We start from the raw sequence: 19,863 nt of genomic DNA on the forward strand, positions 1-19,863 counted from the left end.
AATCCATCCCAAAGATCAGGATTTCGGGCTTGCCGCCCGCATCGCCCGCGCCAAGGCTTGCAACAGCGCCTGCCCGTCAGACCCAGACACGCCCTGCCCCGCAGGTCCATAAACCGCCAACCCCACCAGATGCCCGTTGATCACCAGCCCCGCGCGCCAATGCACCGGGTCACCCCCCGGCAACGCGGCATCGCCGCCCTGCATCACCTGAACCAGCGCCAGCCCCTCATCGTCCTGCGCCACCCGCACCTTGGCCGGAGCCAAGGCCCGCGCCATGGCCTGTGCATCGGGCTTTTGGGTCGACGCCGCACGGGCCAGCACCGAAACCGTCATCACCGCTGGATCAGCATAGACGCCCCCGGTCTGGCCTAGGCTCACACAGCTGGCCATCAGCGCAAAACTGCCCGACGCCCCGCGCCGCACACTGGCGGCATCCACACAATAGCCACGGGGGCCCGTGACCACCACATCACCGTCATAAAACGCCACAGCCGCTATAGCCTGCGGCTTTTTCTCCACAGGCACGGCCAGACAGCCCGCAAGGGCCATCATCCCCAGCCCCAGCAGGGTCCGGAACGCATGCGCCCGGACCCTACCTTGCTTAGAGGTCCATATAGACATGCCGCTCGAACGCTGCGCCGGGATGGGTCACAGCGCCTTTATAGGTCTCGCCCACCAATTGCGCATATTTCCACAGCGCCCCGCTGGTATAGATCGTCTCGCGCGGCCCGCCCCAAGCGTCCTTGCGCTTGGCCAGTTCCTCGTCGCTCAGATCAACCGACAATTCCCCCTTGATCGCGTCAATCGTGATCATGTCGCCCGTGGCAATCAAGGCAATCGGGCCACCATGCGCGGCCTCTGGCCCAACATGGCCCACACAGAACCCGCGTGTCGCCCCAGAGAACCGCCCGTCGGTGATCAGCGCCACCTTCTTGCCCATACCTTGACCACTCAGCGCCGCTGTGGTCGACAGCATCTCGCGCATGCCGGGGCCGCCTGCCGGGCCTTCATTGCGAATGACGATCACCTCGCCCTCTTTATAGGCGCGCGCTTTGACGGCCTCGAATGCGTCTTCTTCACATTCAAACACCCGCGCCGGGCCGGTAAAGACCTGATGCTCGGGCGCAATGCCCGCCACTTTCACAATCGCGCCGGTTGGGGCCAGATTGCCCTTGAGACCGACAACGCCCCCCGTCTTGGTGATCGGCGTTTCAATCGGATAGATGACCTTGCCATCGGCTTCGCGCTCGATCAGGTCCAGCTCCTCGCCGATGCTGCGCCCGCTCGCGGTGATGCAATCCTCATGAATCAGACCGGCCTTGCGCAATTCCTTCATCACAACCGGGATACCGCCCGCATCATAAAGGTCTTTGGCCACATAGGCCCCGCCCGGTTTCAGATCGACGAAATAGGGCGTGTCGCGGAAGATATCGCAGACATCTTCGAGAAAGAAATCAATCCCCGCCTCATGCGCAATCGCAGGCAGGTGCAGACCGGCATTGGTGCTGCCGCCGGTGCAGGCCACAACCCGCGCCGCATTCTGCAACGACTTGAGCGTCACCACGTCCCGCGCCCGGATGTTGCGCTCCAAAAGATGCATCACCGCACGACCAGACGCCTCGGCATATTGATCGCGGCTTTCATAGGGCGCGGGCATCCCCGAGGAATTCATCAACGCCAGACCAATCGCCTCAGAGACACAGGCCATGGTGTTGGCGGTGAACTGCCCGCCACAGGCCCCCGCCGATGGGCAGGCCACCCGCTCCAGCATATCCAGCGCCTTGTCGGACATCTCGTTGTTCTGATGCCGCCCCACCGCCTCGAACATATCCTGCACGGTCAGATCACGGCTGCGGAAATCCGCCGGAATTTCCTCGACCTGCGGGGCCTTGCCCGGCAGGATCGACCCGCCATAAATGAACACCGACGGCACGTTCAACCGCACCATCGCCATCATCATTCCGGGCAGGGATTTGTCACAACCCGCCAAACCAACCAGCGCGTCATAGCAATGTCCGCGCATGGTCAATTCCACCGTATCGGCAATCGCCTCCCGGCTCGCAAGGCTCGACCGCATGCCCTCATGCCCCATCGCAATCCCGTCCGTGACCGTGATCGTGGTAAACTCACGCGGGCTGCCATGCGCCTCTTTCACGCCACCCTTGACCGCCTGCGCCTGACGGTTCAGCGCGATGTTGCAGGGGGCTGCTTCGTTCCAGCAGGTCGCCACGCCCACGAGCGGCTGATGAATCTCCGTCTCGGTCATGCCCATGGCATAGTAATAGGACCGATGCGGCGCGCGCTCGGGCCCTTCGGTCACGTGACGGCTGGGCAGTTTGGCTTTGTCGAACTTGGTCATGAGGGGCCTCCCGAAATTTGCTGAAATCGGTCTAGGCCAGCGACGCGACGGGGGCAAGCCGATTGCAACCCCTCAGCCCTGCCTATAGCGTGCGCCCATGAGATATGACGCCCATGAAATCCTTGTCGGCCCCGCCCGCAGCACCGCCCATCCCGCCCGCCTGCTGGCGGGCATTGCGCTTGGCGTGCCGGTCTTCGTGGCGCTCAGCTTTGGCTATGCCGCGCTGCTCCCTATCCTCTTTGGCCCCGAGGCTTGGGCGCAAATCGCACCGGGAATCGAGACCGCATCAAACCCACAAGGCGTGCTGATCAACCTCTTCGTCTTCGGCCTCTTGATCGTGGCACTTGGTCTGACCCTGCGCATCATCCACCGCCGCAGCCTCTGGAGCATTATCGGCCCCCGCGCCCTAGCCATCCGCCAATTCGCCCGCGCGATGGGCGTCATGTTGCTGCTCTACGGTGCCCTCCTCTTTTTGCCGATGCCCGAAGGGATGGACCCCGTTGCCAATCTCACCCCGGCGCTTTGGCTCATGCTCCTGCCGCTCGCGCTCACCGGCCTCTTCCTTCAGGTCTTTGCCGAAGAACTGGTGTTTCGCGGCTATTTGCAAAGCCAGCTTGCCGCGCGCTTTGCATCGCCTCTTGTATGGATGGTGCTGCCCTCCCTCAGCTTTGCCATTCTGCATTACGATCCCGTCAGCTTTGGCGCCAACGCCTGGGTCGTCGTCGCCTGGGCCGCCACCTTTGGCCTTGCCGCCGCAGACCTGACCGCCCGCGCCGGCACGCTTGGCCCCGCCACAGCGCTGCATTTCGTCAACAATTTCAGCGCCATCATGATCGCGGCCCCGCGCGGGCAATTCGACGGGCTGGCGCTCTACGCCTACCCCTTCACCCTCGACAATGCCGAGGCCCTCTGGGCCATGATGCCGCTCGACCTGCTGATCCTCGTCTGCGGCTGGCTCGCCATTCGCCTCAGCTTGCGCCGCTGATTGCATTTCACCCGCGCCCCGCTTATGTGAGGGCGCAATCGTCACCAGAGGGACCTGACCCGATGAACTGGATCACCAATTACGTGCGCCCGCGGATCAACTCGATCTTCTCGCGCCGCGAAATCCCCGAAAACCTCTGGACCAAATGCGACGAATGCGGAACCATGCTGTTCCACCGCGAACTCTCGGACAATCTCAACGTCTGCACCAACTGCGGCCACCACATGGGCATCACCCCGCGCGCCCGCTTCGTGGGGCTTTTTGACGGCGGCATCTTCTCCGAGGTGGACGTGCCCGCCCCCACCCCCGACCCGCTGCATTTCCGCGACCAAAAGAAATACCCCGACCGCCTGCGCGCCGCCCAAAAGGCCACCGGCGAGAAAGAGGCGATGCTCGTCGCCACCGGCGAAATGGGCCGTACGCCCATCGTGGCCGCCGCACAGGATTTCAGCTTCATGGCGGGGTCCATGGGCATGTATGTGGGCAATGCCATCATCGCCGCCGCCGAAACAGCCGTTAAGCTCAAGCGCCCGCTCATCCTCTTTTCCGCCGCTGGTGGCGCGCGCATGCAAGAGGGGATTCTCAGCCTCATGCAAATGCCCCGCACCACCGTCGCCGTGCAGATGCTGAAAGAGGCGAACCTGCCCTATATCGTCGTGCTGACCCACCCCACCACCGGCGGCGTCACCGCATCCTATGCGATGCTGGGCGATGTCCAGATTGCCGAACCGGGCGCGCTCATCTGCTTTGCCGGTCCGCGCGTCATCGAACAAACCATCCGCGAGAAACTGCCCGAGGGCTTTCAGCGCGCCGAATACCTGCTGGATCACGGCATGCTCGACCGCGTGACCCCCCGCACCCAATTGCGCGACGAGTTGATCACAATCACCCGCATGCTCATGGGCCCGCCCCCCGCGATCAAGGGCGACCTGCCCGCGCCCACGCCCGATGCCAAACCGCAGGACGCCACCCAGAAATGACCGCTCCCACATCTGACGCCATCCTTGCCCGGATGATGGCGCTGCACCCCAAGATCATCGACCTCACGCTCGATCGCGTCTGGCGTTTGCTCGATGCTTTGGGCAATCCCCAGAACGATTTGCCGCCCGTGATCCATATCGCAGGCACCAATGGCAAAGGCAGCACTCAGGCGATGATCCGTGCAGGGCTCGAGGCGGCGGGCAAGACCGTGCATGCCTATACCTCGCCCCATCTCGCGCGCTTTCACGAACGCATCCGCCTTGCAGGCAACTTGATCACCGAAGAGCACCTGACCGCCGTCTTGGATGAATGCTACGCCGCCAATGGCAGCGATGCGATCACCTATTTCGAGATCACCACCTGCGCCGCCCTTCTCGCCATGGCCCGAACACCCGCCGACTATACCTTGCTTGAGGTGGGTCTTGGCGGGCGGCTTGACGCCACCAATGTGATCGACCAACCGGCGCTCACCGTGATCACGCCCATTTCCATCGACCACGAACAATATCTGGGCGACACGCTGGCCAAAATCGCGGGCGAAAAGGCCGGGATCATCAAGCGCCGCGTGCCCTGCGTCGTCGGCCCGCAACCGGATGAGGCTCTGGAGGTGATCGAGGCCGTCGCCGCCCGCCACGGCGCGCCTCTCTTGGCCCACGGCCAGCACTGGCACGTCACCCAAGAACGCGGCCGCCTGATCTATCAGGACGAAACTGGCTTGCTTGATCTGCCCCTGCCCAATCTTCCCGGCGCGCATCAAATCGAGAATGCCGGTGCCGCCCTTGCCGCCCTGCGCCATTTGACCATGGGCGATGCCGCCTTTGAGGCCGCCGTTACGCGTGCGTTCTGGCCTGCCCGCATGCAACGCCTGCAAACCGGCCCGCTGACCGATGCCGCCCCGCACGCCGAGGTGTGGCTGGACGGGGGCCACAACCCCGCCGCCGGGCAGGCGCTCGCCCGGCATCTGGCCAGCCTGCCCGCACGCCCGACCTATCTGATCTGCGGCATGCTCAACACCAAGGACATCGCGGGCTATCTCACACCGCTGGCCGCCCATGCCACCGCCCTCACCGCCCTGTCCATTCCCGGCGAGGCCAACACCCTACCCGCCGAAGTAACGGCAGAGGCCGCCCGCGCCGCAGGCCTTCCCGCCAGCACCGCCGATACCGCCCTTGCCGCTGTCACCGACATCGTGAAAATCTGCCCCGAGGCGCGAATTTTGATCTGCGGGTCGCTCTATCTCGCTGGCGGAATTCTGCGCGAGAACAGCTAGGCGCTTTTTGGCAAAGCGGAACGAACCAGACACACGCAAAAAGCTTACAAAATCCATGTAACAACCTTACAGATTGTAAGGTTGCCCCCTCCCTGCGACGCCGCGACAGAAATCGGCGCATTTAACGGCTTTTCGGGCCGTTTTGGGCTATTTCCGAATCACCCCATATTGACGAAATCGTGAAATTCAGACTAGATATAGGCAATAAAAACCGGCTTTCGTGCCTGCCGGGCTGCATAATCATCAAGGGGGGAAGCGCCGTGCACTATCACGTCACTGGCCAAGCAGAGCTAGGCTATGGCTGCTGCCCATCCCGGACCAGCCTTTCCCAATGTATTGATTTTAGTGAGGTTTTCATATGTTGCGTGCGACACTGATCGCGGCGGGTTTTGTCGCCATCACCCTTGCGTTGATCCTCATTCAACCCGGAAAACCGCGCACTTTGGCGGACCTGCCCCCCGTGACCGACAGCGATGTCACCCGCGCAGCGCCAGACCTCTCAACGCTCGCCGCGCCCGCCTTGGCCCCTGAGCCATTGGTAAACGGCACGACCGTTGCCACGCGTCCGGCGCTACCAGACCCCACACCCACCCCCGCTGCCGCGCCTCAGGCTTCCATGCCGGTTGGGCCAGCGCTTGAATCCATGGTGCTTGGGGCCCTGCAACAAGGCCAGTCCGAAACCTACATTGACGCGCTCGTGAATGACGCCGCGAAGAAGGGCAAGGTCGAGGTTCCCCAAGGTCTTGTGACCGCCGAAGGCCGGGTTGATACGGCCCTCCTGCTCAGCGCCCTGTCACAGCCCGCCCGCCCTCGCGTGCCAAATAGCTACACCGTGGCCACGGGCGACAGTCTCGCCTCTATCGCCTATCGTTTTTATGGTGATTTCGGGCGGCAGGCTGATATCCTCGCCGCCAACGCAGACACAATGCAACCGACTGATCGCTTGCGCGTGGGTCAGGTTCTCAACCTTCCAACACCCTGACCTTACAGGGTTTCACAGTTACGATGGCAGGAATGATCGAGGGGCCGAACCAACGGCCCCCTTTCATTTTTAGGCGCTCAGTTTATCCGCGACCATCCTTTGGCGATCCCATCACCACATAAGACGTGATCGCATTGACCTGTGGCAAGGTGCCCAGAACATCGGTGTGAAACCGTTTGTAGGCCACCAGATCCGCCACTTCGACCCGCAGGATATACTCCACCGCGCCGGTGATGTTGTGACATTCCACCACCTCGGGTGCCCGGCCCATTGCCTGCTCAAACGCCACCTGACTGGCCTTGGTATGGCTGTTCAAACCGACCGTGACATAGGCCAGAAATCCGATGCCAAGCGCGCCCCGATCCAGCACGGCACGATAGCCTGCAATCACCCCGCGCCGCTCTAGGTCTTGCACCCGCCGCAAGCAGGCCGAAGCCGACAGCCCCACCCGCTCGGCCAGCTCCAGATTGCTGATCCGACCATCGCGCGTTAACTCTTGCAATATACGTTCGCTTATTTTGTCCATGGCCGAATTATATTGCATATGTCTGTTATGATCACAACAAACGCAATTCCATGCCTGCTGTTATCGCATAGGATTGCAGACATGACACTCGATTTGCTCACCGCCCTCGCCACTTTCGCCTTTGTCACGGTCATGACTCCGGGACCGAACAATCTCATGCTCATGGCATCGGGGACAAACTTCGGTTTTTCCCGCTCAATTCCCCATATGTTGGGGGTCGGTTTGGGCTTTCCGCTAATGCTGGCCTTTGTGGGCCTTGGCGTGATGCAGGTCTTTGACCTATGGCCGCTCAGCTACACCCTGCTCAAGATCGGTTCCGTCGCCTATCTCGTCTATCTGGCGTGGAAAATCGCCAACGCCGCCCCGCCCCGCGACGCAGAAGCGTCTGGTAAGCCATTAACTTTCCTACAATCTGCGGCGTTTCAATGGGTCAATCCAAAGGCGTGGAGCATGGCTCTTTCGGCCATCACCCTCTATGCTACTGGCCGTGATCTGGCCTCGGTTCTCTGGGTGGCAGGGGTATATGTTGCGGTATCCATGGTCAGCACCACAAGCTGGACCCTGCTCGGCCAACAACTCCGCCGCCTCCTAAAGAACCAAACTCGCCTACGCATCTTCAATTGGATCATGGCCAGCCTGCTGATCGCAACCCTTATCCCCGTCCTTTGGCCCACCTGACCGGGTTGTGATTGCAAATCACCGCTCTTGCAGCCATATAACGCCACGGCAACCGTGGAGACAGCATTGCGATGACCAACTACCTCGATTTCGAAAAGCCGCTGGCCGAGATTGAAGGCAAGGCCGAAGAGCTGCGCGCCATTGCGCGCGGAAATGCCGAAATGAACGTCGAGGCAGAGGCTGCAGCACTGGATGCCAAGGCTGCCGAAATGTTGCGCGATCTTTATAAGACGTTGACTCCATGGCGAAAATGTCAGGTGGCCCGTCACCCTGACCGCCCGCATTGCCGCGATTATGTCGAGGCGCTGTTTTCCGATTACACCCCGCTGGCCGGCGACCGCGCCTTTGGCGAGGATCACGCGGTCATGGGTGGTCTTGCCCGGCTCAACGGAAATCCCGTGATGGTGATCGGCCATGAGAAAGGCAATGATACCAAAAGCCGGATTGCTCGTAATTTCGGCATGGCCCGCCCCGAGGGCTATCGCAAGGCCGTCCGCCTGATGCAGATGGCCGACCGTTTCGGCCTTCCGGTTGTCACGCTGGTGGACACCCCTGGCGCCTATCCCGGCAAAGGGGCAGAGGAACGCGGCCAAAGCGAAGCGATTGCCCGCGCCACTGAAACCTGCCTTGCCATCGGTGTGCCGTTGGTCAGTGTGATCATCGGTGAGGGTGGATCAGGCGGTGCCGTGGCCTTTGCCTCGGCCAACCGTGTGGCGATGCTGGAACATTCCGTTTATTCCGTCATCTCCCCCGAGGGTTGCGCCTCAATCCTGTGGAAAGATTCCGAGAAAATGCGCGAGGCTGCCGAAGCACTTCGCCTGACGGCACAGGATCTGACACGACTGGGCGTTGCGGATCGGGTGATTGACGAACCTTTGGGCGGCGCGCATCGCGATCCCGCCCGCACCATCGCCGCCGTGGGTAAGACAATCGAAGCCATGCTCAGCGAGTTGGCGAAAAAGGATCGCGCCGCCCTTATAAAGGATCGGCGCGAAAAATTCCTGCGAATGGGAACCAAAGGGCTCGCGGCCTGAGCCGCGAGCACTGATCTATTCTCAAGCAGCGTCGCGCCGATTGGCCTTGAGCCGTGCATTAACGGTGTCAACGATCCCAGAAAATTCAGCGCAATCAAGACCTTGCTGATCGGCAATCAGCTTGACCAGCATATCCACGCGCTCAATCCGGTCTGCCCCACCTTCAATCGCACGCGCGGCTGAGGACGGCTTGAGCAAGCCATTGGCAGCACTGGCATATTTGGTAAAGGGCACGGCGTCGTCCGCCTCTGCACCCAAGCGGCGCACAACCTCGTCGACCGTGCTATAGATCTTTTCCGACAGCGCCACGTCACCATGCACCGCCTCTTTGATCGGCCGCGCCCCTTCGGGCAGCACGCAGCGATAGTTGCCCGTAAGAAGCATGCTCCACTTGGCAAAAGGCACATAGATCGAGTCGAACACGCGCAGCTTGACCGGCACATCTTTCCCTTCAACCGTCACCGCATCAATCGCCGCCTCAAGGTCGCGCAAGATGCGGTTATGGGCTTCATCCTCAAAAATCGCGGCTTTAAAATTGGTGGGCAAACCAACATGCAGGGTGTTGGCACCATCCTCTGCGACGCGGTAGGCCTGCGGATCTGGGCTGCAAAGTGTTACAGTGCCCGGTTTGAACGCAGCCCATGCCCGCGGGCAGGTGTAAGCTGCCTCAAGTTTCGAGGTATCCAGCCCCGGCACCCGACGCAAATAGGGCAGCGGCGGCATGTTCATGATCGAGAGGCACGGCGTGCCCGCAGCCGCGATCCGGCCCAACAGATCAACAATATTGTCAGCACAATACTGCGGTTCTGACATGGCAAGCGCCACCATATCATAATCGGCAGGATTCACATCCTCAGGTGTCAAGGCATTCAATTTGCCCGGAAGGTCATGGGAGCGGAACGAACGGTGCTCTGCCTCATCTCGCAGTTTGATACGCACATCCGTGCCCTCTGAATTGATGAGGTCAGCGGTGGACTGACGACAGACGAGCGTCACATCCTGCCCGGCCATCAATAGCTTGGTGCCAAGCAAAGAGCCATAAGAGGCCCCTAGGATAACGATACGATATGCCATGATAGTCCTTTCGAAAGAATCTTGCGCGTGTAGGTGATGAATTTACTATACAGGAGCCCCGCGATTTCACTACGAAATTTATGTCAATGTGTGTACAGTAAACTTTACAATGCGAAAATCTGTAATGTTGTAAGGTTTCTCTATGGCAAAGACCCTCATTGGTCCTCGTCTGCGGCAGTTGCGGCGCGAACGTGGGCAAACTCAGGCCGATATGGCGCGCAAATTGGACGTCAGCCCGTCCTACATCAACCTACTGGAAAACAACCAGCGTAGCCTTTCCGTCCAGATGCTGATGTCGATTGCCGATGCCTATGCGGTAGACTGGCGTGACCTGACCCGAGACGAGACCGCAAGACGGGTGGCGGATCTGCGCCATGCTGTGCGCGATCCAGTATTTGCCTTAGACCGCCCAGACCTGCAGGAATTGCGCGGTGCCGTCGATCACGCCCCCCGGCTTGTCGATCTTTTTCTTGAACTGCATGGCGCCTATCGCACCGCGCTGGAAAAGATCCTGAGCCTCGCCGGAGAGAACGCCGCCGATGAACTCTTGCGCAGTTCGCCCGAGACCGTGATCCACAACTTCTTCCGCGACCACGAAAACCACTTTCCCGAGTTGGAACGCGCCGCTGAGAGCGCGCGCGAAGGTGACTTTTCTTCGCCCGAAGATCGCTATTTCGACCTGCGCGAACGCCTGAGAACACGCCATGGCATCAGCGTACGCATTCGACGGATCGGAGAGATGGGCGACGCGCTGCGCTACTACGATGAGGCAACGGGCGTTGTGCATCTGTCACAGGCGCTTGATACCTCCAACCGTGCCTTTCAGCTGGCGCATGTGCTCTGCCTTGTCGCCTATCCTGACGTATTGTTAGGGGTCGTGGACCGCAGCGGGCTTGGCTCGCAGCATGCATTGGCGCGGCTCCGGGTGGAATTGGCCAATTACTTTGCCGCCGCGTTTCTCATGCCCTATGACGCCTTTCTGCGTGAGGCTGAGTTGGCCGCTTATGACATCGACCGCGTTGCCGCCGTGTTCAGTACCTCGTTTGAACAGGTCTGTCAGCGCCTGACCACTCTGCAGCGTGAGGGCGCGCGTGGTGTGCCGTTCTTCTTCTTGCGGATCGACAAGGCTGGAAATGTTACCAAACGGTTCAATTCCACCTCGTTCCACTTGGCGGAATATGGCGGCTCCTGCCCGGTCTGGAATATTCACACGGCGTTTTACCAACCCGGCGTGATGATGCCGCAATTCGTCGAAATGCCCGATGGCGCGCGCTATTTCACGGTCAGCCGCACGGTGCACCGCCCCGTTTTCAGTGAGGAAACGCAAGACCGCCGCTTGACACTTGCCCTTGGATGCGAGGCGAAATACGCGCACCGCCTGCGCTATGCATCGAGCTACAATTTCGACGACCCCAAGCTCTACGCGCCTATCGGCCTAAATTGCAACCTTTGTCCGCGTCAGGCCTGTTCGCAGCGCGCACATCAGCCCTTGTTGATGGAATTGCCGATTGACGAGAACCGGCGCGGCAGCACCCGGTATGAAAGCTGAAAGGGGGGCCGATTGGCCCCCCTTTCCATTTTACTCGATAGGTCTTTATTCGGCCGGCTTGGCCCGGCGCGGGCGCAAGTATTTGAACGCAGGCATCAGGATCAGGATGATTGCGATGATCATGATCGGTGCCGAAATCGGACGGGTGAAGAAAATCGAGGGATCACCCGAAGACAACAGCAGCGATTGGCGCAGCGTCGGTTCGGCAATCGGACCCAGCACGATGGCCAGAACCGCAGGAGCCACCGGATAGTCGAACTTGCGCAGGAAGAACGCGCCAAAGCCGAAGATCAGCAGCAGCCAGATGTCGAACATATCCTGCATCGCCGCATAGCCGCCAACGACCGACAACACAAAGATGAGTGGTGCCAGCACAGTAAAGGGCATGCGCAGCATCCAGATAAAGAGCGGGATGAAGGCAAGGTTCACGATCAGGGCAAACAGGTTGGACACATAGAACGATCCAATCAGACCCCAGACGAAATCCGACTGCTCCACAAAGAGGCGCGGACCAGGTGTCAGACCCCAGATGACCATCCCGCCGAGCAGAATGGCCGTGGTCGGAGACCCTGGGATACCCAAGGTCAACATCGGCAGCATGGACCCGGTCGAAGCAGAATTGTTTGCCGCTTCAGGGGCGGCCACACCACCAACATGGCCCTTGCCGAATTCGTCCGGGCGTTTCGAGAGCATCTTGGTCACGCCATAGGACATGAGCGACGCCGGGGTTGCCCCTGCAGCGGGAAGCACGCCAACAAAGAAGCCAAGGAACGAACCGACAGATATGCCTTTCCACCCCCGTTTGATGGTCGTGCCACTATCCTCAATGATCCCTTTAACCGAGATCTTTGCTTCGGTATTGGTCACTTCCCCGCGTGTCGATTCAATCGTCCAGATCATCTCGCCGATGCCATAGACACCGATGGCCAGAACCAGAAAGCTGATACCGCCCAGAAACCCGTTCATGTCGAGCAGGATCAAACGCGGCGCACCGGAAATCTGGTCAAAGCCCACTGTTGCCAGCACGAGGCCAAAGCAGATCGAAAACACCGTCTTGGGGATATCGTCGCCGCCGAGGCCCACGAATGTGGCAAAGGCCAAAAGCATCAGCGCAAAGATTTCTGGCGGACCAAAGCTGAGCGCCACCGTTGCCAAGAGCGGGGCAAAACCGGTGAAGAGAACAACAGATACCGTTCCCCCGACGAAAGACGCGATCGCTGCCGCCACGAGGGCAAGACGCGCCTTGCCTTGAAGGGCCAGTGGTCGTCCGTCAAAGGTGGTGGCGACCGCCGTCGAGGCCCCGGGAATACCCAAGGTAATCGACGAAATCGCCCCCCCATACATGGCGCCATAGTAGATGGCGGCCAAGAAGATGATTGCTGATCCCGGCGGGACAAGAAAGGTGATCGGCAACAGAATTGCCACACCATTCACCGAACCCAAACCCGGCATTGCGCCGATAAAGAGCCCGAGAGTCACGCCAACAAAGATGAGCAAAAGGTTAAGAGGTTGCAATGCGACAAATATGCCGTCGCCAAGTAGAGATAGAATTTCCATGGGTTTGGTCGCCCTTTTTGTCAGCTAGGCCGTGACCGGCTCAGTAGATGATTTCGTAGAGGACATTGAACACCGGCTCGGTGAATCCCATGCCTGTTGGCATCGAGATTTGCATCAGCCCTTCGAAGAAGAAGAACAGTCCGAGCGGGAACATCACGACCATCATGCTGGTCAGAAACCAGCCATGTCGGCCGAGGACTTTGAGGTAGTAAATCATGAAGATCGCAACCGCGCCATACATCGACACAATGTCGATCAGGGCAACAAAGCCTATGATACCGCCCCCTACGAGCAACAATGTCTTGAGCCCGTAAGAGTCGAGAACCGGTTCGTCCGACTGGGATTGCGGAGACGTGCCCCGCACCCAGTTCAGGGCGATAAAACCGGTCGAGATCAGCATGCCAAGCGACAGCCAGAATGGCCAGAAGCCGCCCTGTGGTCCGGTTCCGGCGACAAAGCCGATCCCGTTCGCCGATGACTTGTACATCAGATAGATGGAGAGGAGGGCCAGCACGCCCGCCGTCACTAGTTCGCCAACCCGCATGGCCAGCCCTCCTTGTTTTCAGTTTCGGTTCAGATCACTTCATGCCTTCAAGCAGCTTGGTGTGGTTTTCCACCTGCAACTGCCAGTAAGCACGCTGCTCGTCGGCGTTCATCCACAGCGGCGAGAGAGATTCAGCTTCCAGGTAACCCTGCCACTCTTCCGAGTTGAAGATGTCCTCAAACAGCTTTTGGTAATAGGCTGCAGCCTCGTCCGACATCCCCGGCGCGCCCACGACGGCCCGCTGGTTGTAGTAGCTGAAGTCTTGGCCTTTTTCCTTGAGCGTCGGAATGCCCGGATAGGCGCTCATCTGCTCGTCCGAAAACACCAGAAGCGGACGTACATCGCCCGACTGGAAGAAACCGCGCGCTTCAGCCGGGTTGTTCACAGTCGCCATGATCTGCTTGCCTGCAAGGGCCGCCGCAACCGCGCCACCACCGTCGAAGGGAATATACTTCGTCTTGAGGTCAAACGCGTTGTTCATGTAGGCGAAAACGATGCTGTCTTCCTGCCCCGTTCCGGTGCCGCCAGTGACATACTCGCCATCCGCCGCCTTGACCGCATCAAGCCACTGCTCGAAGGTCTCGATGCCGCTGTCCTTGTGGACCCAGAGGGCGAAAGGATCAACGCCCATCATCGCAATCGGCGTAAAGGTCTGGATGTCGATGCCCAGCTCTGGCTGACGGATCGGCGTAGAGAAGAACGAGTTCAGCGTCACCAGAATTGTGTGATCCGGATCGTTGGTAGAATTGAGCCAGATCAGCGACTCTGCACCAGAACCGCCACCCTTGTTGTTGGGGATGAGCGGACGGTTTGTCATGTCCTTCTTTTCAGCCACAGACTGAATAAAGCGGGCGATCTGGTCTGCACCACCACCCGGACCCGCCATGATGACAAAGTCGATGGGCTTGCGCGGCTGCCATTCGGCCATGGCGGCTGGGGCAGAGAGCCCGAGCGCGGCGATGCCGACTGCTAACGTCTTTAGAATATTCATGTCTTCCTCCCGTTGATGGCCTGTTTGTTTGGCCAGATGCGTTAGAGGTTCTGACATGCCCTTGACCCTCCTCGGCCATGTTTTTTGGGGCTTATCCGAACCAGATTTTAGTTTGCTGTCGTCCTCCCTTTTCTGTCCAGAACTTTTCCGACCCGCTTGCTCGCGGCCTCAATGCACCATGACGACGGGGATTTTCGCTTCCGCGACAATCGTTGCGGAATTGCCGCCCAAGAGCGACTCCCGCTCATAACTCTCATGATAGGCACCCATGATCAGCATGTTTGCCCCTACTTCGGTGCATTTTTCCAAAAGCGTCCGGCCAACGTTTCCGCTGCGCTCAAAGGTGTTAATCTGCGATGTTATCCCCCGCTGCGCGAGATAATGGCGGAATTCCTCGGGCGTGGCGGTGTGATCGATTCGGCCCCCGGTCAGGATCGTCACCTGGTCCGCACCCTCGATGAGTGGCATCGCCATGGCCACCGCCCGCGAGGCCTCGAGTGAGCCGTTCCAGCCAATCGCCACATGGCTGCCGATATCCGGGGCCACTACCTCGGTTTCGGGACACACAAGAACTGGGCGCCCAGACGTGAAGAGTGCCGATTTCAATGTGTTATACCCAAGGTTCTCTTCTTGGCTCGGCTTCGCCACACAGATTAGATCGGCCAGACGTCCGTAGTGGCGCACCACCTCGACTTGCTTGCCCTCGTATTCGCGAAAGGCAGCCGTGGCCTTGCCGATAGCGCGCGGCTCTACGCTGATGCCGTGACGCTTGGCATCCTCAAGAAACTTGTCGCGCATATAGCCTTGCTCGTAATCCGCCCGTTTCTGGCTGGCTTCTTCCAACTGCTTTCGCAGGAACGCGGGGATCACCACGCCATAGGGCATCATATCTTCGGCCTTGGGGTGACAATGAACCACCCGCACATGGGCGTCATAGCGCTTGGCGAGGGCTGCGGCATGGGCAAACAGGATCGGCCCCCGCCCGTCTTCGCGAACCGGCATCATGATGGTGTGAAGTGTGCTCTTGCCCATGATCAATAGAACCCGTTGGGAACGCCTGCGGCGTTGGTGGATAGGAACCGCGCCAAAGGCATGTCGCCCGAAATCGGCGCGGTCACGATGGTGCAGCCTGTCAGACCTTGACCCGTAGGGCTATCGGCAATCTGCCTTGGCCCTCCTGTGGTGGCGTGGGAATGGTCTAAATCAGCCATGATGCGCTCCCATTGCTCTGGTGTCGAAATCAGCTTCCGAGGGTGGCCCCCGGTGCAAGCCCGACCGAAGCCGCCCAATCACTTGCGGGCATCTTGGCTCCGCCTGCCGGTCGCACCCGCTTGATCAGGATACGCCCGCCCACGCATTGCACCGCAACGCCCGCATCAGACACGTCACGCACGCGGCCCGAAATCCCGTCTCCCGCCACGATCGCGCAGTCGTAAACATCAACCTCTGCGCCATTCAGCGTGGTCCAGGCCCCTGGTGCCGGATTGGTTCCACGAATGAGGTCATAGACCTGTTTTACCGGCCGGTGCCATTCGATCCGCGCATGGGTGCGCGTGCAGCGGCGCTCGTACGTGGCCTGATCTTCGTCGGGCACGATGCGCGGCGGATTACCTGCCCGAAAGAGATCACAGACCGTCAGTACGCTGTCGACAGCATGCGGATAGATCTTTTTGAAATAGAGGTCGATCACCGTGTCATCGGGCCCGATCTCGCATTCCCACTGCAAAAGGCTGTCGCCCTCGTCCAACCCATCCGACGGGTAGAACCACGAATAGCCAGACTTGGTGGACCCCATGATGATGGGCCAGTTGACGGCAGACGGCCCACGATGCAGCGGCAACAAAGAGGGGTGAAAGCAGATCGAGCCATGGGTCGGCGTATCGCGCGCAGCCTCAGGGACAAAGACATTCACAAAGGCCATGACCATCAGGTCCGCCTTATGCCCCGCCAACACCTCAAGCGAGGCAGGATCATCGAAATTGGCAGGCTGGTGGACCGGCAGGCCCTTTTCCAGCGCAAGCTCCTTGATCGGATCGACAGGTTTTCCATCCCGATCAGGTTCGCAATAGACCGCGACGACTTCGTCTGTCCCGGTGTCGAGCAATTTGGCCAGCACATCTTTGCCAAAGGCCTGTTGCCCCATCACTATAAGTCGCATTCGCTCCTCCCGTTTGTGCGGTTGGCCGGTCTACGCCGGCCTTACCGACACCTATTCGTTATTCTGCAGCCTGCTTGGCTGTGCCAACGGCACCGGACTCCATGATCCGCGCCAGATCCTCGCCGGAATAGCCCAGCACATCCTTCAGGATTTCCGCCGTATGTTCCCCAAGAAGGGGCGACCGCGTAACCTCGACCGGGCTATCGCTCAGCTTGATCGGGCAACCGACGCTGGTGTAGCGGCCCCGCGTCGGGTGATCGACCTCGACGATGGTGCCGGTCTTGCGCAGGCCCTCATCCTCCATGATTTCCTTGGTCGACAGGATCGGACCCACGGGGATGTCATGCGGGTTGCAGATGTCCATCACCTCGAACTTCGTCTTGGTCATGGTCCATTCTTCAATGCGCGCAAAAATCGCATCCAGCTTGTCCAGCCGCTCTGCCGGTGTGGCATAACCGGGCGCATCTTTCCAATCAGGCTCGCCGATCACGTCGCAGACCTTTTCCCAGACAGCCGCCTGAGTGATGAAATAGGTATAGGCGTTGGGATCGGTCTCCCATCCTTTACATTTCAGGATGCGGCCCGGCTGACCACCGCCTGAATCGTTGCCCGCGCGCGGCGTCGAGTCGCCAAACGGGATACCTGCGCCATATTGCGAATACTCGGTCAGGGGACCAACAGAGAGGCGCTGTTGATCGCGCAGCTTGACGCGGCAGAGGTTGATCACCCCGTCCTGCATCGGCGCCAGCACCTTTTGCCCCCGACCCGAACGCTCGCGCTGATAGAGCGCGGTCACGATGCCAAGTGCCAGATGCAGGCCGGTGCCACTGTCGCCAATCTGTGCGCCGGTCACAAGCGGCGGACCATCGAGGAAGCCAGTGGTCGAGGCCGCACCGCCTGCGCATTGCGCGACGTTTTCGTAGACCTTGCAATCCTCGTATTTGCCGGGGCCAAACCCTTTGACCGAGGCCATGATGATCCGCGGATTGATTTCCTGAATCCGCTCCCAGCTAAAGCCCATACGGTCAAGAGCACCCGGCGCGAAATTCTCAACCAGCACGTCGCAAGTCTCGACAAGGCGCGTCAACACCTCTTTACCTGCCTCATTCTTGGGGTTGAGCTCGATCGAGCGCTTATTGTGGTTGAGCATTGTGAAATAGAGGCTATCCGCCCCCGGCACGTCCACGAGCTGCTTGCGCGTGGCATCACCAACACCGGGGCGCTCCACCTTGATCACATCCGCGCCGAACCATGCCAACAATTGCGTGCAGGTCGGGCCTGATTGCACATGGGTAAAGTCGAGGATCTTGACGCCTTCAAGAGCTTTCATTGAGTTCTCCATCTTCTGAGTCACGTGGGCCTAGTGCCCACGCCCCAGTTTCGTTTTCATTCAGTCTTTACGCGCCTGCGGATAGAGGCGTTGCGCCACCACAGATTGCGGGTTGAGATTGCCGATATTGCCACTTTCCTTGCCCGCTGCCGGGTCAATGATTGCATTGATCAGCGTCGGCTTGCCACTGTCGAGCGCCTCATAAACCGCCTTGCGCAGTTCATCCGGCGAGCGCGCGATGACACCGACGCCACCGAAAGCCTCGATCATCAGGTCATAGCGCGATCCTTTGACAAAAACCGTGGTCGCGGGATCATCGCCGCCGCCCCAATTTTCGCCATCACCGCGATAGATACCGTCATTGTTGAACACGACCGTGCAAATCGGCAGATTGTAGCGGCAGACCGTTTCGATCTCCATTCCGCAGAAGCCAAAGGCGCTGTCGCCCTCAACCGCCAGCACACGCTTGCCGGTCTCGATGGCGGCCGCAATGGCCGAACCCAAGCCGATCCCCATCACACCCCAGGTGCCCACGTCGATCCGGTGACGCGGCTTGTGGATGTTGACGATCGAGCGACACATATCGAGCGTATTGGCCCCCTCGTTGACAAGGATCGTATCGGGATTGTCGTTGATCGCGTCTTTGATCACACCGAGCGCGCCGTGATAATCCATCGGATCATTGTTGTTGCGCAGACGTGCGTCCATTTTCTCCATATTGGCCGTGGCCTTGGAGTTTACCGCATCAAGCCACTCTTTCGGTGGGGCGATCCCAGCCCCGTCCATCGCCTTGAGCAGCGCCTCACAGCACGATCCGACATCCCCCACGATGGGGGCTGCAATCTCGACGTTCGAGTCCATCTCTTCGGCCTCGATATCCATCTGGACAAAGCGTTTGGCCCCCGGTTCGCCCCACTGCTTGCCCTTACCGTGGCTGAGCAGCCAGTTGATCCGCGCGCCCATCATGATGACCACATCAGAATCTTTAAGCACCATCGAACGCGCCGCCGCGGCACATTGCGGATGGGTGTCAGGCAACAGACCCTTGGCCATCGACATCGGCAGGAAAGGATAGCCAGACTTTTCAACAAGCTCGCGGATCAGATCATCACACTGATCATAGGCCGCGCCCTTGCCCAGCACGATCAGCGGGCGCTTCGCGGTCTTCATAACTTCGATGGCGCGATCAATTGCGGATTTCGCCGGGATTTGCCGCTGCGCTGGCTCGATCACCTTGACAAGCGAGCGCGCGCCCTCAGCCGCATCCATCACCTGCCCCAGCATCGCGCCGGGAATGTCGAGATAGACCCCACCGGGCCGACCGGAAATGGCCGACCGGATGGCACGGGCCACAGCAATGCCGATGTCCTGGGCATAGGTCAGACGATAGGACGCCTTGCAGAATGGCCGCGCCATGGCCAATTGGTCCATTTCCTCGTAGTCGCCTTGGGCAAGGTCCACGATCTCGCGCTCGGACGAGCCGGAAATCAGGATCATCGGCCAGCAATTCGTGGTCGCATTCGCAAGAGCGGTCAGCCCGTTCATGAAACCGGGGGCAGACACTGTCATGCATACGCCGGGCATCTTCGTGAGGAACCCCGCAACCGACGCGGCATAGCCCGCATGCTGCTCATGCCGAAAGGAAATCACCCGCATTCCCTGTGCCTGCGCATAGCGGCCAAGGTCGGTGATCGGGATGCCGGGGACGTTATAGATCGTCTCAATCCCGTTGAGTTTGAGTGCATCAATCAGCAGGTGAAACCCATCTGTGAGATTTTCGATATCCCCTTCAGGTGCCTTGCTATGTGCTACGTGTGCGCTGGCGACTGCCATGGTTTCCCTCCC

Annotated in this window: 19 protein-coding genes; 7 read left to right on the forward strand and 12 right to left on the reverse strand. The window is 59.9% G+C overall.

What is annotated here, in order from left to right; genetic code table 11:
- Positions 1 to 15 precede the first annotated feature (15 nt).
- Both ACLGGT_RS00950 and ilvD read right to left on the reverse strand, forming a co-directional pair.
- Positions 16 to 552, reverse strand: a complete 537-nt coding sequence (locus tag ACLGGT_RS00950; protein WP_008280486.1) for a hypothetical protein — start codon at positions 550 to 552, stop codon at positions 16 to 18.
- Positions 553 to 601: 49 nt separating this feature from the next.
- Positions 602 to 2,359, reverse strand: coding sequence for a dihydroxy-acid dehydratase (gene ilvD, locus ACLGGT_RS00955; protein ID WP_008280487.1), 1,758 nt, complete (start codon positions 2,357 to 2,359; stop codon positions 602 to 604).
- A 97-nt stretch (positions 2,360 to 2,456) separates the two neighbouring features.
- Between ilvD and ACLGGT_RS00960 the strand changes: the two genes are divergently transcribed.
- The 4 genes from ACLGGT_RS00960 (at position 2,457) to ACLGGT_RS00975 (ending at position 6,577) form a co-directional block, all read left to right on the forward strand.
- Positions 2,457 to 3,344, forward strand: coding sequence for a CPBP family intramembrane glutamic endopeptidase (locus tag ACLGGT_RS00960; RefSeq protein ID WP_437194844.1), 888 nt, complete (start codon positions 2,457 to 2,459; stop codon positions 3,342 to 3,344).
- 62 nt (positions 3,345 to 3,406) lie between these two features.
- Positions 3,407 to 4,324: an acetyl-CoA carboxylase, carboxyltransferase subunit beta gene (gene accD / locus ACLGGT_RS00965; protein ID WP_437194845.1), complete on the forward strand. Its 918-nt coding sequence runs from the start codon at positions 3,407 to 3,409 to the stop codon at positions 4,322 to 4,324.
- Positions 4,321 to 5,595 (forward strand): bifunctional folylpolyglutamate synthase/dihydrofolate synthase, encoded by a 1,275-nt coding sequence (locus tag ACLGGT_RS00970; RefSeq protein WP_437194846.1) that lies wholly within the window; start codon positions 4,321 to 4,323, stop codon positions 5,593 to 5,595. The genes accD and ACLGGT_RS00970 overlap by 4 nt, the downstream gene beginning before the upstream one ends.
- A gap of 358 nt (positions 5,596 to 5,953) precedes the next feature.
- A complete protein-coding gene (locus ACLGGT_RS00975) occupies positions 5,954 to 6,577 on the forward strand; it encodes a LysM peptidoglycan-binding domain-containing protein (protein ID WP_151979572.1) in 624 nt (207 codons plus the stop codon).
- 82 nt (positions 6,578 to 6,659) lie between these two features.
- On the opposite strand, the gene ACLGGT_RS00980 is transcribed toward ACLGGT_RS00975, so the two are convergent.
- Positions 6,660 to 7,103, reverse strand: a complete 444-nt coding sequence (locus ACLGGT_RS00980; RefSeq protein WP_037297527.1) for an Lrp/AsnC family transcriptional regulator — start codon at positions 7,101 to 7,103, stop codon at positions 6,660 to 6,662.
- A gap of 81 nt (positions 7,104 to 7,184) precedes the next feature.
- On the opposite strand from ACLGGT_RS00980, the gene ACLGGT_RS00985 reads away from it, so the two are divergent.
- Together ACLGGT_RS00985 and ACLGGT_RS00990 are read left to right on the forward strand one after the other, a co-directional pair.
- Positions 7,185 to 7,781, forward strand: coding sequence for a LysE family translocator (locus tag ACLGGT_RS00985; RefSeq protein ID WP_437194847.1), 597 nt, complete (start codon positions 7,185 to 7,187; stop codon positions 7,779 to 7,781).
- A 71-nt stretch (positions 7,782 to 7,852) separates the two neighbouring features.
- On the forward strand, positions 7,853 to 8,815 hold the full coding sequence (locus tag ACLGGT_RS00990) for an acetyl-CoA carboxylase carboxyltransferase subunit alpha (protein WP_008280494.1): 963 nt from the start codon (positions 7,853 to 7,855) through the stop codon (positions 8,813 to 8,815).
- 21 nt (positions 8,816 to 8,836) lie between these two features.
- Here the strand turns inward: ACLGGT_RS00990 and ACLGGT_RS00995 are convergent, their stop codons facing one another.
- A complete protein-coding gene (locus tag ACLGGT_RS00995; protein ID WP_081506634.1) occupies positions 8,837 to 9,889 on the reverse strand; it encodes a ketopantoate reductase family protein in 1,053 nt (350 codons plus the stop codon).
- Positions 9,890 to 10,031: 142 nt separating this feature from the next.
- Here ACLGGT_RS00995 and ACLGGT_RS01000 point away from each other — a divergent pair, with 142 nt between their 5' ends.
- Positions 10,032 to 11,438: a helix-turn-helix domain-containing protein gene (locus ACLGGT_RS01000; RefSeq protein WP_008280496.1), complete on the forward strand. Its 1,407-nt coding sequence runs from the start codon at positions 10,032 to 10,034 to the stop codon at positions 11,436 to 11,438.
- A gap of 45 nt (positions 11,439 to 11,483) precedes the next feature.
- Here ACLGGT_RS01000 and ACLGGT_RS01005 read toward each other — a convergent pair whose 3' ends face one another.
- From ACLGGT_RS01005 to oxc, 8 genes are all read right to left on the reverse strand, one after another.
- A complete protein-coding gene (locus tag ACLGGT_RS01005) occupies positions 11,484 to 12,995 on the reverse strand; it encodes a tripartite tricarboxylate transporter permease (protein WP_375553180.1) in 1,512 nt (503 codons plus the stop codon).
- 40 nt (positions 12,996 to 13,035) lie between these two features.
- The gene (locus tag ACLGGT_RS01010) at positions 13,036 to 13,539 is read right to left on the reverse strand and encodes a tripartite tricarboxylate transporter TctB family protein (protein ID WP_008280498.1); all 504 of its coding nucleotides are present in this window, start codon (positions 13,537 to 13,539) and stop codon (positions 13,036 to 13,038) included.
- Positions 13,540 to 13,573: 34 nt separating this feature from the next.
- The gene (locus ACLGGT_RS01015) at positions 13,574 to 14,530 is read right to left on the reverse strand and encodes a Bug family tripartite tricarboxylate transporter substrate binding protein (RefSeq protein ID WP_037297528.1); all 957 of its coding nucleotides are present in this window, start codon (positions 14,528 to 14,530) and stop codon (positions 13,574 to 13,576) included.
- 168 nt (positions 14,531 to 14,698) lie between these two features.
- Positions 14,699 to 15,562: a universal stress protein gene (locus ACLGGT_RS01020; protein WP_008280500.1), complete on the reverse strand. Its 864-nt coding sequence runs from the start codon at positions 15,560 to 15,562 to the stop codon at positions 14,699 to 14,701.
- Between the two features lie 2 nt (positions 15,563 to 15,564).
- Complete coding sequence (locus ACLGGT_RS01025; RefSeq protein ID WP_157667266.1) at positions 15,565 to 15,741, reverse strand: hypothetical protein; 177 nt, start codon at positions 15,739 to 15,741, stop codon at positions 15,565 to 15,567.
- A 29-nt stretch (positions 15,742 to 15,770) separates the two neighbouring features.
- A complete protein-coding gene (locus ACLGGT_RS01030; RefSeq protein ID WP_232279177.1) occupies positions 15,771 to 16,688 on the reverse strand; it encodes a methionyl-tRNA formyltransferase in 918 nt (305 codons plus the stop codon).
- A gap of 58 nt (positions 16,689 to 16,746) precedes the next feature.
- Positions 16,747 to 18,018: a formyl-CoA transferase gene (frc, locus tag ACLGGT_RS01035; RefSeq protein WP_008280502.1), complete on the reverse strand. Its 1,272-nt coding sequence runs from the start codon at positions 18,016 to 18,018 to the stop codon at positions 16,747 to 16,749.
- 60 nt (positions 18,019 to 18,078) lie between these two features.
- Positions 18,079 to 19,851: an oxalyl-CoA decarboxylase gene (gene oxc / locus ACLGGT_RS01040; RefSeq protein ID WP_008280503.1), complete on the reverse strand. Its 1,773-nt coding sequence runs from the start codon at positions 19,849 to 19,851 to the stop codon at positions 18,079 to 18,081.
- Between the last annotated feature and the right edge of the window lie 12 nt (positions 19,852 to 19,863).

This window comes from Roseovarius sp. MS2, from assembly GCF_051447875.1.
GTDB lineage: Bacteria > Pseudomonadota > Alphaproteobacteria > Rhodobacterales > Rhodobacteraceae > Roseovarius > Roseovarius mucosus_A.